Here is a 15,028-nt window from a genome sequence, read left to right on the forward strand (position 1 = left end):
ATCAGGTGTTAGCTTGTAACTGCTTGACCCTCAACTCCAAAGGGCTTTCATTTTTGAGCAGAGTTCTCAAGTCCCGCGCACTGATTCGCAATGCACTTTTTAAAAATGCATCGTTACCAATTACCTGTAGTAGTTCTGGACTAGCATGGCTTTTCAGATATTTGTTCAGTTCGCGTAATTGCAGGTTTGGAGTTTTTTTGCTGCAGTCATACATTAGAATAGTGCTGATACCCTGACGGAATGCTCGCACAGCATGACTATTAGGGTGCTCCTCAGCAGGTAAAATATTGGCGTGTAAGGCTTTTTCACCTGATGCTCGCAACAATTGATAATGGCGAAAGCTGCCGCAGAGCAAATAGCTTTCTTGACGCTGTTGAATAACCTCAATAAGAGGAAGACCCAGCGATTCAGTTGTGTTGTCCTGCTGAATCTGGTCGAGTATTTGCCGCTGAGACTCGGCATTAAATTGGATAAATGATAAAACTCGGTAGACCTCGGCTAGTAGCCCTGTGGTTGGCTGATGCACTGAGTCCATTGATATTTTTTTATACATATCACCCTCTAAATATAAAGCACCAGAATCTGGTTTTTATGACGTTAGAGGGATTTTATGGCAGGGTGAGCGAAGGTCTGGTATCGATAAGTGACGGAAAAAGTCACTTAAGCATTTTTTCGAAAAAATAGAAAATAAGTCGCTTAAGTTTTAAAGGGGATGGCTTGCTCTAAAAATGATGCGCTCTGCGGGCACTACAAATAACCATAGTTTAGGGTTATGGAACTCTGAATAATTTTAGTGAGACAGTCAGAGCTAATGTTTAGCTGCGTCTTGTCCATACAAATAATTATTCAGAGTTTTCCTATAATCTAACCAACGTATTTCATTCTTACAGCTCTACCATCCGCTGCATGGTTTGCACTATAGACAAGTTAAACGCGCCATCATTGGCAAAAAGCTTGTACAGCTCTAGCTCATCTTTTCTGCGCTGTAGCATGATTTCTTTAAATATTTTTTCAAAAGCTAGTTCCTTGCTATGAGGGTCAGGATTCTTGGCGTATTTAGTTTCAAAATCTGGATGCTGCTTGATGCTTTCAGAGATATTGATCAGCTTTACCCGTTGTTCTTCAGGCGTAGCACTCCAGCCTTGGAACCAGCGTTCGTTAAACGTAGTAATGATTTCATCGAGCGGGTTTTTTTCTTTCTCATCGCCATAAGCACCACGGGGGTTGGGGTTTTGAGGATCAAGTTCTGTTTCATTACTGCTCAAGCTAATTGCATGATTGAGCTTCACTCGTTGTAAGCCATATGAACTTAGATCCACGGATTCAAGCAGAGAATCAATCGCATCAGATTCCGAATCGTTCACTACAAGCTTAGGTACAAGAAACTTTAAGAACCAAAATAACTTTTCCCACGCCAAAATCTCATACGGCATGATGGATGCCATTTGCCCGTAAATTTTTACAAACTGTTTAGCCTTAACTTTAAAATCGACTTTGTCTTCGTGATCAAGCTCTAGTTCATGCTCAAAACGTGCAGCAGCCGTATCAATTATCGGGCTTAAGACCTCTGCATCTTCACCGTTGAAGTAATCCGTGACGAACTGTTCAACCTCGTGCCACTCATATACGCCTACATCATCTAACGCATCTTTAAGCTCATGTAGCACGTTGATATCCGTCGCTTTAGATAACGACGTGGCAGTATAAAATGGATCAAAAGCGGCTTGGATATCTTCAACGCTATTGAAAAAATCCAATACAAATAAATCTTCTGTCTTTTTACCGAGGCTTGCAGCGCTACGGTTTAAACGCGATAGAGCTTGTACACACATCACGCCAGCCAGCTTTTTATCTACGTACATGGTGCATAGCTTTGGTTGGTCAAAACCGGTCAGGTATTTGTTGGCTACGACCAGTAAACGGTAGTCATCGGTGTCAAAGCTTTCAGCAGTCTTTGTCTCATTAAAACCATTGATATCCGCTTCTGTGTACTCGATACCGTCGACTTCTTTCTTTCCGGAAAAGGCGATTAGAATCTTAAAAGGGTTACCCTGTTCCTTTAGCTTGCGATTAATGGCTTTGTAATAGCGTATAGCTGTTTCTATATTTTGCGTAACCACCATGCCCTTAGCTTTGCCTTTCAACTTCTTGGCATTAACCACATTAGTAACAAAGTGTTCAAGCATAATCTCAGCTTTAGTATCTATGGTGTGCTGACTATGCTCGACATAGGCGCGAAGCTTTTTTTGTGCTTTTTTAGTTTCAAACTCAGGGTTTTCTGCTATCGATTTTTTGATTTCATAATAGCTTTTGTAGGTGGTGTAGTTGGCCAGCACATCAAGAATAAAGCCTTCTTCAATTGCTTGCTTCATTGAGTACAGATGAAATGGCTTAAAGCTGCCATCAGGTTGTTGGTCGCCAAATTTTTCTAAGGTGGTGTTTTTAGGCGTTGCTGTAAAGGCTAGGTACGAAGCGTTACCGCGCATCTTGCGCGATTGCATAGCTTGTAGAATTTTATCTTGCGCATCTTCAACTTCTTCTACATCAGCCTTGCCCATCGCACGGTTCATATTGTCATGGGCAGAGCCAGACTGTGAGCTGTGTGCCTCGTCAATAATTACCGCAAAGCGCTTATCACTCAGATCACTAATACCATCGATAATAAAAGGGAATTTTTGGATGGTGGTGATGATGATTTTCTTGCCGGTTTCCAATGCCGTCTTTAACTCAGCAGAGGTTAGCGCAGGCGCAACAATATTTTTAACTTCGGAAAATTCTTTGATATTGTCGCGTAGTTGCTTGTCCAGTAAGCGTCGGTCAGTGACTACAATGACTGAATCGAACAGGGGTTGCTCCATGCTGTATCTACCTGCAACAGCTTCTGTCGCTGGATAGGTTTCAATCAGCTGATAAGCCGCCCAAGTAATGGAGTTTGATTTGCCTGAGCCTGCAGAATGCTGAATCAAATAGGTGTGGCCTACACCTTGATTTGCAGCATGATTGACCAGCTTACGCACCACATCAAGCTGATGATAACGCGGGAAAAAAAGTGTTTTTTTGTGAAACGGCACTTTACTGTTGCCATCCAAACGCACAAAGTGCTGGATAATGTTGGCTAGGCTCTCTTTAGTGAAAATTTCTTGCCATAAATAAGCGGTTTTATGGCCGGTGCTGCTGGGGGGATTACCTTTTCCGTGGTTATGGCCTTTATTAAAAGGCAGGAAAACAGTGCTTTTTCCTGCCAGTTTAGTGGTCATATAAACTTCATCAGTATCCACCGCCATATGCACTAAGCAACGTGCAAAATTCAGCAGTGGTTGTTCAGTGTCACGGTCTTCACGGTATTGTTTTTGGCCGTGATATTTTGCATTTTGCCCGGTCCAAGCGTTTTTTAACTCCATGGTGATCAATGGAATGCCATTGATAAATAACACCATATCGATTTCTTGCAACGGGTTTGCCTGTGAGTAACAGAGCTGGCGTGTGCAGCTAAAAATATTGTCGGTGAAGTTCTTGGCCACTGCCTCACTGCTACTAACCAAAGGCGCGGGATACATCAAGTTAAAGTGTGCATCGTCTACACTTAAACCTTTTTTCAGTAGATGCAAAACTCCATATTTTTTAATCAAACGGTCATAGCGTTCCAGTAGCTTGCGCTGCCAGTCCACAGGGTTATGCTTTTTAAGCTTATCCAGCTCAGGCTGCTGTGTACGCTCAAGAAACTGCCAGAAATAGCGCTCATCAATTGCGTAGTGTTTATTGAAGTCAGAAGAGAAGCCAGCCACATAACCAAGGTGGGCATTGCTATAAGAAGTGGTTGTAGCATCAGCGAGGTTGCCGTTAATGTCTTCGATGCAGGTTCCCGTTAAAGCGCGCTCAATCGCAGCTTCTAATGCCTGCTCGTTGGTTTGACTAACCATTTAATACTCCATTATCAATACTTGCGTAGTGACTAATCAATAAATCAACCATCTCTTTTTGATGCTGCTTAATCTTGTCTTTGTCCCACTCATCGTTTTGCTTCAACTCAAAAACTTGTTTTAACTTTAGTGAGTCATATACTGGTTTAGCTTTGAAATCTTCCTGCTTTTTACCAACGGTTTGATTACTGTAGGACGAGTTTTCACCCGGACTCAATAACACAAGATTGCCAAAAGCATTCAAATAGTTATCTTCTAACCGCTTATCGTATTCTTCATGTTGTGGGTGAACATGCTCAACAGAATTTTTTGAGCTTATGCGGTATTTTTTGAATTTCTCATCTTCTCTATTTTGCTCATTTTTCCAAAGCACATATTCCAGCTTTTGAAACCAATAATGCTCAAACCCAGTGCCGTTGATTTGCTTTAGGTAATCATTCATTTCATTTGAAGATCCAAAACTGCCTTGTATTTTCGTAAGGTAGTTAAAACTTGCCTGTTTTTGGCTAAGTTCAGCATGGAACAAAGCGAGTGACATCTTATTATCAATATCTTCTAACTTAGCCAGTACTATATTTTTATCATCCGTATTGTTTTTAACTAACCAGCCTAGAAAAGATGTAAGCCAATACTGAGCACTTCGTTCACCAGTGAAGTATCGAACACTTTGAAGTTGGCTTAGCTCTGTAATTTCTGTCGGTACTCGGTTTAATCTGCTTTGTGTCTTTGAGAAATTAACATTACTTAATCGTAAAACAGCCGTAGATTCTTCGGCTTTTTCTACCCACTTCACAACCCATTTATCAAATTGGTATCGCACTTGCCATAAGCAATCTAAAAATTTAATTACCTCAGCTTCAGAAGCATTTATTATAAACTTTTCAAATACTTGATTAAGTCGCTCACCGTTAACACGACTTTCAATGTCTTCATTATCAGATTGAGCGTTATAGATTCTAAACGCATGAATTAAAAGCAAAGGAAAGCTAATTATAGAGCGACAGAAAACCTCATCAGCGTCATCGCTACTACCTGTAGTACCCTTAGGTTCTGGTTTTTCTAAAAGAGACTCATCACTGATGATCTCCTCAAGCGTTAACCCTCTAACGCTCTCAGAGCCTTTATCGAAGCCATCTTGAGGCATGTTATTATCAACGAGCTTAAACTTTGTTTTGTCAAAACTAGCTAGATCTACATCTTGAATTTCTTTCCAGCTGGAAGCGGTAAAGACACGCCTAACATTGCGCTCAAAGTAGTTATTTAGGTTTTCGCACACTTGCCACAAGCCATCATACTCATGGCGGTTTTTGCTCAACTTACCTAATAATTTAGATTTTAAAATATCGGATTGCTCTAACTGCACACCACTGGTGTTCATAGTCGCGAACAGTTTATTTAAATCGGTTCCAGCAGGAATAATGTTGTTAACCCAACGTACTTGCTGATAAAAATACTTAGCAAAATTAACTAAATGCGCTTCACCTTTTTTACTGTCATTACGTATTTCTTTAATAAAGCTCGTTGTCGTATTTAACGCTTCGGCTAAGTGTTTGGTGTATTCGTTCTTATGAATATCTTCGTCAGAAGGCTTATGTGTAAACTCCAAATCAGTCCAAGAGCACAATAAACCTTGTACCATTTCTCTAATTGAAAACGTAACACGAGGAAAATGCGCTAATATCGCAACGTTTGCAAGTTCACAATCAACATTGGCTTTTTTAAATGCAATGGCAATCAGCATTAAGGTTGTCATACGTTGTTGCCCATCGATCAGCTCAAAGCTTACTAATGCATCTTTGTTTGCTTGTTTCGGCAACTGGGAACAAAGTACAGTGCCAATATAATATTGGTGCTCACCTGCAATGTATGCTTGCTCTATGTCCTGTAACAGCTTTAAAACGCCTTCACCACCCCACACATAGGGCCGCTGATAAGATGGGATTTCAAACGCGATTTTGTTAATTAATAAATCGTGTGGCGTTTGTACTATTGTTTCGACCTGACTAACGCTTGAAGCGTTGTTTGATAAGGCTAAACTCATGGAACACACTCCTGCAATGCTGGCACATTACGATCTTTTGGTTCAGCTAATTTGTGCTTTATTCCTTGTTTCAATTCAGCATCAAAAGACTGAGCGAGTTGTTTGCCAGTACGCTGTGCTATATGAATATTAAAAAATGCAGCATAGCCCTCTAAGAATTTTTGCTTTACACCATTAGAAGGCTTACCGTCTCTATCTGATATTCCAATATTATCGGGCGTTATATCTCGCTCAAAACTTTGCAACATTCCAACCAACTGCTTATGCTCATAAGCCGTGGTTATCCAATCTAGTAAGGGATATTTATTAACAAATGAAGAAATAGAGTCTTCTCTGACTGTTTTTTCATTATAAAGTCGAATCGAAAAGACACATCGAGCTAACCAAAAGCTGGCTTCATTAAGATGCTCTGTTCCAAATTCACTGACATATAGCAAAATAGCAATATCAAATAATTCTGTTAAAAAATTGCTGTTATTTGCCTTTAACACCACCTCGTTGTAAAACAAATAGAATGGCTCTAAGTAAGGTTGAGACTGCTCAACCATCAGGGTGTGATACAGCTCATTAAAATAGGCCAAATAATTAACCGTATTTATACCTGCATTTAGTGGCTGTTTAGCTAAATAGCCATCAACAAGTTGCTGAGATATTGCGCCTGACAAGCTTTTAATTTGAGCGCCACGGCTAAAAGCTAAATCTTCATTTTTAACGCTAGTGTTCTCGGCAAACTCTTTTACAATGGCTTTTTTAACACCTTCAGGTGCTCGGTGAGAAGGCACATGTTTAAAACCAAATGCCTGCCAACGTCTTGCTTTAAGAAGTCTGTTAACCACACCATCTAAATAGTTAAATGACTCCCACTTACGCGCAAAGTTGTTTTGTATTTCACTGGGTATCGCACGTAAATGGTGAGCTTTAATGACTTGTGGGCCAGATAGTCTTACGCCTCCCGTATTTTGGGTTTCAAAAAAACGATAGGCTTCATCTTCAGATTGTGTGATTACCACTGTAAAGTTAATACGGTTTAAATCGAGTGCTAACAACGACTCTGGGAGTGATTGTGCTGTTAGCCATTGATAGTTTTTGGCTATGCGCTCATGGCTACTTGGCGAACCATAGTGCATATTTGGCAGGGAGTAACTGTTACCAGTTTTTGCTGCAATTGCCATGCAAATCAACTGCAAGGTCGTAATACGCTGTTGACCATCAATAATATTCAAAATAGTTTCAGAGCCATTAGTAACCTGATGCAACACCACACTACCTAAATAGAGTAACGGCTTATCATGCTTACTTTGCGTATCGATCATTTCAGCATTCGTATTAAAATAAGCCTCTAGATCACCTAATAAAGCTTCTACATCGCTAGGAGACCATTTGTAGGGTCGCTGATATTCAGGAAGGTTTAATCGCGCCTTAAAGTCAGTCTGCGACTCTTTATCAACATCGATTACATCACCAGAGAATAACTGAGCAGCCGTTACACTGGTAACGGCAATGTCCATTGGATTATTTACTACTTCCTGTTGCATCGTCATCCCTGTTAAACCACTCCCGGTACTTTGATTTTACCAGTCACGGCGCTGTTGATTAGCGTGGTTTTGTATTCTTTAAGCTTTTCGATTTGATTAACTTGAATCGAAATTGCTTCTTCTATTTGGTCAGATTTTTTCTCCAAATACTTGTATATTTCAAGCTGTTCACTTGCAGGAGGTAACGCAACAAAAAGGTTTTTTAAAAGCTCTTGACTCAAAGACGCACGAATTACTAGATTCATTTCCTTCACAAAATAGTTTCTCAGCATAGCCGCATTAAAATAATATTTTGAAAATTCTGTTATCAATAAATCAGTACATGGCCTAAAACGAATCAAAAATCCTGCGAACGTAGCTTTTTCAATATCCCTGAAGCAAATAGATGCAAAACCAATCTCATCAACTGTTTCAGACGTTCTAGTAAAAAATACGTCACCGGCTAAAACAGAATATTGTTTTTGGTCACCATTCGTAGATTTTGCTAGCCCATTTACCAACTCAGGTAACTGTCTATTTTTATATACGTCACCATAGCTTACGAATGGAAAACCCTCACCAAAATACTCGGCACCAGCACTTATGCCATTTTGAGTAACGCCAAGATAACGGAGCTTTTTCAGTTGCCAATGCTCCGGTATCTGCCCAATCCACTCTACACCTGAGTCTTTCATTGGCACATTAGGGTCAAGGCCTTGGGTGACGGCTTGCTGGATAATGATTTGCTTACGTTCTTTTAGCAGCTCAATTTGCTGTTCTTTAATGGCAATGGCTGCATCGATTTGGGCGGTTTTTTGGTCGAGGAAATTGGCAATTAAAGCTTGTTCATGTTCACTTGGAATAGGCAGTAACGAATACCTTAACTCATCATAGGAAATGTTTTTACCTTCACGAATACCTACTATTGAAGTTTGTAATTCGGAGATAAATATTTTGCTTTTAAATAAATATTTATAGTAGATATCAACAAGATTAGTTTTGGTGGCTTTGAGTACTGTATACGCTGGGCTGATAATTCCTGCATGATGGCAATACTCCAAACCACCTTCAAAGGACCTTAGGCTTATAGCAAAATCACCCTTCTCAATATACTTGAAACTCTCTAGGTTGCCTGACGGCATCACCATACGATTTTCCACCCAGCTTCTAGGCACAACACCCTTGTCTTGTGTTACTGACAATAAAGCCTCATTAGGCATGTTTTTTATTGAAGTATCTTTAAACAAGAACTTCATTTTTATTACCGTCCAGTCAAGCGGAAGCTCCCCCAGCCACTCAACACCTGAATCCTTATACGCCTCATACTTAGGCATCTGTGCAAAATTAACCATTAGTTCTGCACCTCTTTAACTGCTGCATCAAAGCCACTCATACCTAAAATCTGCGCTATTAAGCCTTCGGCTTGTTTTTCCAAACTAATGATATCGGCAGCTACATCTTCCAGCGCACGCAAGGGTTTATGGCGATAAAAGTATTTGTTAAAGCTGATTTCGTAACCGATTTTAACTGAGTCCAGATTGATCCAGGCTTCACTCACATGCGGCTGCACTTCATCACGGAAATACTGGTGAATGCTGTCTTTAACGGGGATTGACTCGCTATCGCGCAAATCGGCGCTGGTTTCGTAAGTGATGTATTCGCCTTTTTTGCCGCCTTCGGTAGCTGGGCGCGGGTAGTAACCAAAATCGGGTAAATCGGCTTCGCTGCAGCCTAAACGTTCTAGCAGTTCATGGAGCTTATCGCCACTAAGCTTGACTACTTTATTAATCACTTTGGCGGCATTTTCATCGTACCAGCTGACACTGTTTAAAATAGCGTTCTTTGCTGATGCCGATAGTTTGGTTTTATCGGCTTTGAGTTGTGCATCAACCTTGGCTTTAAACTGGTTGAAGTCATCAAACTCTTGAGTGCCAATGGCCTGCATTAGCTGCTCAGCCGTTGCGTGCACGGCTTGCAACGCTTGCCACTGTTTAACGTCTAAGAGCTTGGTTTTAGCTTTGGCATTCAGACTAATATCGTTGTCTTCGCACCAGTTAAGAATGTCTTTCTCGATGGACTTTAAAAAACTGTCTTTATTATTTTTACCAAAACCTGAAGCGGCATATACCTGTTCGCCATGCTCACTATACAAATACTGCATCACTTCGCTTAGCTGTCGATCAAAGCGCAGATTGGCAATACGCTCAGCACTAAATTGCGCTTTACGGCGATCTGGGCGCTCGATAGTGACTTTGTAATAGCCAAAGTCTTGGTTGTCGAATACCTGGCTGGCAAGACCTATTGGGTCGTCGTTTTGGTCCAACTGGCGCTCGACTGCGGCGCAATCTAAATAGGTGCGGACAATCTCTTCAATATGCTCTGGTGAAAACTCACAATTTTTTTCGCCTAAGTTTTTACGCAGCTTACGGAATAACAAACTGGCATCAATCAGCTGCACTTTGCCGCGTCGATGCACAGGCTTGTTATTGCTGAGCAGCCAAATATAGGTGGTAATGCCGGTGTTATAAAACAGGTTGTTGGGCAGTTGCACGATGGCATCGAGCAGATCATTCTCAATCAGGTAACGGCGGATATTGCTTTCACCACCGCCCGCATCACCGGTAAATAAGCTGGAACCGTTATGGACAGAGGCAATGCGGCTACCTAAAGGGCTTAGCTCAGGCGACTTCATTTTACTGACCATTTCCATGAGGAACAGTAACTGCCCATCACTGGAGCGTGGTGTGGCATCCACTTCTGCTTCTACACCCCAATAATCTTTTAGTTTCACTTTAAAGCGAGGATCGATAACGTCGTTACCATCTTTAATATGTTTTTGTTCTGAAGCCCAGCTTTTGCCATAGGGTGGATTAGAAAGCATAAAATCAAAACGGTGTGCGGCGAACTCGTCGGTAGACAAAGTTGAACCCACCCGAATGTTTTCTGGGTTGTTGCCTTTAATCATCATGTCGGACTTACAAATTGCATAAGTCTCATCGTTGATTTCTTTACCGTAGAGGTACACATCACGATTGTCGTTGGGGTACTTTTCTTCAATAAAATTTTGCGCTTCGGTTAGCATACCGCCACTACCACAGGCTGGGTCATATACAGTCATGGTCAGTGGTAAATTGCCTTGTATAGGGTCAAACACTAGGTGCGTCATCAGTTCAATCACTTCACGCGGAGTGAAGTGCTCACCGGCTTCTTCGTTGTTTTCTTCGTTAAATTTACGGATAAGTTCTTCAAACACATACCCCATGCCCAGATTACTGAGGCCAGGCATCAGATTACCGTCAGGATCAGCAACCGCATTGGGTGTGAGGTTGATATAGGGCGAGACAAACTTCTCTACCACATCGAGTAATACCTGCTTGGATGCCATATGACGAATCTGCGCCTGCAGGTTAAAACACCCAATGATCTCTTTAACGTTATCGCTAAAGCCCAGTAGGTATTCTTCAAAGTTTGCCAGTAGGATTTGCTGGTTGTTGGTCGCCGTGTTGTGGATTGATTTTAGTGTCCATTTAGAGGTGTTGTAGAACACATAACCGGACGCAGCCATCAGTGGTGCATCATCTAGTTCAATGGCATCCATTTCTTCTTTCTGGAACTTCACTTCATCCAATACGTCTTGTTTGCTTGGCTCAAGCAAAGTATCTAAACGACGCAACACCACCATCGGCAAAATCACATCGCGGTACTTGCCGCGTACATACACATCACGCAGGCAGTCGTCGGCAATGCTCCAAATAAAAGAAATGAGTTTATTGTGTGCGCTGTGGTTCATGTTGATGCCTTAAATAGGGAGTGCTGGCCTAGAATGAAAGTAATATTTCTAGGGTGGCATGTTGGTATAAGAAGAATAAAAAATTGGATATTAGATACCAAAAGGCCAGCAAGTACAAAACAACCTTGCTGGCCTGTGCGTGTTTTGCAACTACATTACTTTACATTTGCTTTAGGCGCTTATAGTGTTTGCCAGAGTGAAAACTAGCACGCAGAAGTGATGCCGGTTTGCCTTTGAATGCGGCACGGCTTTGATAAGCTTCAGCCGAAACAAGGTCGGCAGCACGGACAATAGTTTCGATCACGTATTCGCAATGCTTTTTCCCGTTTACATTAGCCGATAGCGTTGCTGAAACAGCTTCAAACAGAGTTTTATCCTGAGCTTTTAAGCGCTCAAGATGCTCGGCAAGCACCATAAAGCTAAAAGCTTCATGTTGACCATTTACGCCTTTTTGTTGGTTTTTATCAGTGTTATAAAACATCATGATCTTGCCAATATCATGCAGCAAACCACAGACAAATGCGCACTCAACTTCATCTTCTTCGAGTTCGTGATTGCACGCTAGGTGAATGGCAGTTAAAGCAACTTGCACACTGTGTTTAAAAAGACCGCCTTTTTCATTGTGATGATAATCTTGGCTAGCTCGAGCTATGTAAAAAGGATGCATGATCTTGGCATCGCTCAATATATTAGTGATGAACTCTTTTAAGACAGGATTTTCTATCGTTTCAGCGTAATACCAGAGCGCACCTTGTGCATCCAATTGATCCGGTTGTCGCCAAGCAAAATGAGTACGAACGACATCCTGTGGGAGCTGTAGCATCTCGGTGTCCAGCACTCGAGCAAGCTGATTGCTGTGAATTTCAATCAAAGCAATATAGCCATCAGTATGTTGCAGTCCCCTCAAGTTACAGCTTTCCTGGTAAAATCGTTTATCGCGTGTTTCTACGCTCCAGATGTCATTCGCTCTATCGAGTAGACTTATCCAAGCGATATCTACATCAAAAGTTTCCATATCATGTATCCTTTAGTTGATCATTATTATCTACGGTTAGCAGTGAGTTGAGTGCTGCTTTGTCGTTTTAAATAGGTAATTGCTCTTCAAAGCGGCGGCGAAGATCACCTAGTACGCGACCCTTATAGGGCTTTTCGCTCATGACGCTCTCAACCCAATATTTGATAGCGGTGTAGTTGTCGATCCAGTACGGTAAGCCCCAGTGCAACGACAAATCATTACTACGCGGAATCTTGTAATAGTTAATCAACCAGATCGTCACATTGCGTGGCGTGATCAACTTCTGCTGCTCTGTTTTCAATAGAATCGTTTGCATGGTTATTTCTCCAGCAGACTCATTTGCTCATCTAACAGGCGCTCAAAGGCTGAGCCATCTTTGCGAGTAAGGTTGGGCACGTAGCGTGAATACACTTTGAACAGCATTTCGGTGCTGGCATGGCCCATTTGCCGGGCGATCCACTCTGGTGCTTCACCTGCTGCGAGCCAGAGCGTGGCGGCAGTGTGGCGTGTTTGATAAGGGCGACGCTTTTCAAGCTTGAGTTTGGCCAATAGCGGATACCAGACACGTTTAGTCACATTGTTATGATTCAGCGGTGTGCCTTTGAGATTGCAGAAGACAAATTCTGATACCAATGACGTAGCTTTATGCTGGTGTTTTAAAGCACGGTAAACAGCATCTGTCATTTGAATTTCACGTTGTGACGAGTCGGTCTTGGTATAGTCTTCTTTACCCGCAACAATGGTTTCTCGTATCAAGATCTGGCGACGCTCAAAGTCTACATACTTCCACTTGAGGCCATCAATTTCACCAGTGCGCATGCCGGTGAAAAAGCGCACTATGTAATAGTTTTTATAGTCAGGACGTGCTGCTGCGATAATGCGCAGTGTTTCCGCCAACGTAAAAGGCTCTACGTCACTTTTCTGAATACGCAGTGGTTTAATGCGGATAAAAGGTGTGTTAAATTCATAACGGTCGGCGGCTTCCTCAAAAATACGTCGCAACGGATCCATGATCTTGTTGATACGGTTTGCTGAGAGTCCCTTGTTAACAGTTCGACCTGGAACTTTGGCGAGATCTGATCGAAACTTTAACAATTCAGCACGAGTGATGCTGCCGACTTCTCTGTCTGCAAAATGCGGTAAGTAATGGCATTTGACGATGTTGCGCATATTGCTCAAATGAGAATCCCGCCAAGAGATCTTGTTCTCCAAGATCCATTCTTCAACAAAATCTTTAAACAGTGGCGTATTGGTTGATTCAACCTTTAGTGCCGAGGTGACTGCTGCTGTAATGGCTGTAGCCTGTTTAATCTGCTCCAGCTCTTCTTGAGCAAAACGCTTGCCTGCTGCTGACTCTGGAAAGTGATGGTGATACTTGAAAGAACCCAGAACAATCTCTTGCTCAATCTTTTCGCCCAGTTTTTCCAGCTTGCGAGTGTTGGTGGCCGTATTTTTTAATCCTGAAAACTCACGGTAACGCTTACCTTGGTAGCGAAAATCTAAATAGAGCCTGTCGGTGCGCTCATCTACACGAACGTTAGCCATGATTAAGCCTCCGCTTGGAAAGGCATTGCGACGCTGTCGCTGTACGAGGCAAGCAAGTCTTCTTTAATGGTTTCCCAAATAAACAAGTACTTGCGGCCACCAAAAGGACGCACATAGTGACGGCCTTCAAACAGGCACTTATCCACCAGCTGGTGACGAATGGTGCGTGCGTTGTAGTGGATACGCTCAGAGAGCTGATCGGTGGTTAAGAACGTATGAGACATTTTTCTAACTCCTAGGTAGAATCACCTGCTGATTAATTAAAAGACCTATAACTAGGCGCTACATACAAAAGGAAGGCTTTATGCCTTACTGCAAGATGATTATATGTGCTTTTAGCACTAATGCAAGTCTTTATGCCTTCCTGCAAGGCTTTTAAGGAGAATAAAATGATTAAGTGCCATCTATCTACCCTCATGGGTATGCACAAAATGAAGATTATTGATGTAGCGAGGGAAACGGGTTTGCACCGAAATACAGTTACTGCGCTTTACGACGAGCGTGCTATCAGAATTGACTTAAATGCAATTGATAAACTGTGTGAGCTTTTTAACTGTGAAGTGGGTGAGATTTTTGAGTACATACCTAATAGCAAGGTTGAGCCTGAAGAGCTGGTCTGACTTGTAACGCTACTTTAGCGCTCTGTGAAGAGCAAACTAGGCACATTGATCTAATTACAATGGTTAGATTAAGCGAGCTATTCGAGTGCTTTATTGATCCATTTTTGAGTACGCGCTAGGCGCTCAGGGGAGATAATTTTGCTGACCAAACCCCATTAAAAAATATTTTTCTACTGGTGCCCGAAGGTCAAAATTTATAGCCGCTGACCAATAAAATGGTCAGCATTTTGTCAGCAAAGTGGCAGGATTTGGTCAGCATATGGTCAGCACGCTATTTTTAGAGTGTTTAAGAGATGCGCTTTTATGGCATTTTATGCGGCCAAAACAGCTTAAAAGCATCTTAAAAAAAGCCCTGTACAGCTAAGAGAAGAGCGCTGTAAGGCGCATGAGAAAAGGGTTACAGGAAGTCCAGATACAAAAAAGCCCCAAACAATTAAATGCTTGAGGCTTTATTGATGAATCTGGTTGCGGGAGCCAGATTTGAACTGACGACCTTCGGGTTATGAGCCCGACGAGCTACCAGGCTGCTCCATCCCGCGCCGATCATTATATGTATTTTTTTAATAAAATCAATAACTTCTAT

The 15,028-nt window shown here is 41.9% G+C and carries 11 protein-coding genes and 1 tRNA gene; 1 reads left to right on the forward strand and 11 read right to left on the reverse strand.

Translation table 11 applies throughout. The features are described from left to right. Position 1 precedes the first annotated feature (1 nt). From VQ643_RS08480 to VQ643_RS08525, 10 genes are all read right to left on the reverse strand, one after another. A complete protein-coding gene (locus tag VQ643_RS08480; protein WP_053105493.1) occupies positions 2-553 on the reverse strand; it encodes a hypothetical protein in 552 nt (183 codons plus the stop codon). A 331-nt stretch (positions 554-884) separates the two neighbouring features. Further along, the gene (locus tag VQ643_RS08485) at positions 885-3,920 is read right to left on the reverse strand and encodes a type I restriction endonuclease subunit R (protein WP_414199231.1); all 3,036 of its coding nucleotides are present in this window, start codon (positions 3,918-3,920) and stop codon (positions 885-887) included. Then, positions 3,913-5,961 carry a DUF262 domain-containing protein gene (locus tag VQ643_RS08490; RefSeq protein WP_414199232.1) on the reverse strand — a complete coding sequence of 683 codons (2,049 nt, stop codon included), beginning with the start codon at positions 5,959-5,961 and terminating at the stop codon, positions 3,913-3,915. Before VQ643_RS08490 ends, VQ643_RS08485 begins: the two co-directional genes overlap by 8 nt. Continuing rightward, positions 5,958-7,502 carry a DUF262 domain-containing protein gene (locus VQ643_RS08495; RefSeq protein WP_414199235.1) on the reverse strand — a complete coding sequence of 515 codons (1,545 nt, stop codon included), beginning with the start codon at positions 7,500-7,502 and terminating at the stop codon, positions 5,958-5,960. Before VQ643_RS08495 ends, VQ643_RS08490 begins: the two co-directional genes overlap by 4 nt. A gap of 5 nt (positions 7,503-7,507) precedes the next feature. Beyond that, positions 7,508-8,827 carry a restriction endonuclease subunit S gene (locus tag VQ643_RS08500; RefSeq protein WP_414199236.1) on the reverse strand — a complete coding sequence of 440 codons (1,320 nt, stop codon included), beginning with the start codon at positions 8,825-8,827 and terminating at the stop codon, positions 7,508-7,510. Further along, positions 8,827-11,265 (reverse strand): type I restriction-modification system subunit M, encoded by a 2,439-nt coding sequence (locus VQ643_RS08505; protein WP_053101540.1) that lies wholly within the window; start codon positions 11,263-11,265, stop codon positions 8,827-8,829. Before VQ643_RS08505 ends, VQ643_RS08500 begins: the two co-directional genes overlap by 1 nt. 160 nt (positions 11,266-11,425) lie before the next feature. After that, on the reverse strand, positions 11,426-12,280 hold the full coding sequence (locus VQ643_RS08510) for an HD domain-containing protein (RefSeq protein WP_053101539.1): 855 nt from the start codon (positions 12,278-12,280) through the stop codon (positions 11,426-11,428). A gap of 67 nt (positions 12,281-12,347) precedes the next feature. Then, positions 12,348-12,596, reverse strand: a complete 249-nt coding sequence (locus VQ643_RS08515) for a hypothetical protein (RefSeq protein WP_053101538.1) — start codon at positions 12,594-12,596, stop codon at positions 12,348-12,350. 2 nt (positions 12,597-12,598) lie between these two features. Then, positions 12,599-13,825 carry a tyrosine-type recombinase/integrase gene (locus VQ643_RS08520; protein ID WP_414199239.1) on the reverse strand — a complete coding sequence of 409 codons (1,227 nt, stop codon included), beginning with the start codon at positions 13,823-13,825 and terminating at the stop codon, positions 12,599-12,601. 2 nt (positions 13,826-13,827) lie between these two features. Then, positions 13,828-14,049: a hypothetical protein gene (locus VQ643_RS08525; protein WP_053101536.1), complete on the reverse strand. Its 222-nt coding sequence runs from the start codon at positions 14,047-14,049 to the stop codon at positions 13,828-13,830. A gap of 165 nt (positions 14,050-14,214) precedes the next feature. Between VQ643_RS08525 and VQ643_RS08530 the strand changes: the two genes are divergently transcribed. Then, positions 14,215-14,445 carry a helix-turn-helix domain-containing protein gene (locus VQ643_RS08530; protein WP_053101535.1) on the forward strand — a complete coding sequence of 77 codons (231 nt, stop codon included), beginning with the start codon at positions 14,215-14,217 and terminating at the stop codon, positions 14,443-14,445. A 462-nt stretch (positions 14,446-14,907) separates the two neighbouring features. On the opposite strand, the gene VQ643_RS08535 is transcribed toward VQ643_RS08530, so the two are convergent. Continuing rightward, a tRNA-Met gene (locus tag VQ643_RS08535) sits at positions 14,908-14,984 on the reverse strand. Between the last annotated feature and the right edge of the window lie 44 nt (positions 14,985-15,028).

This window comes from Pseudomonas sp. F1_0610, from assembly GCF_047470865.1.
Lineage (GTDB): Bacteria > Pseudomonadota > Gammaproteobacteria > Pseudomonadales > Pseudomonadaceae > JAZDRH01.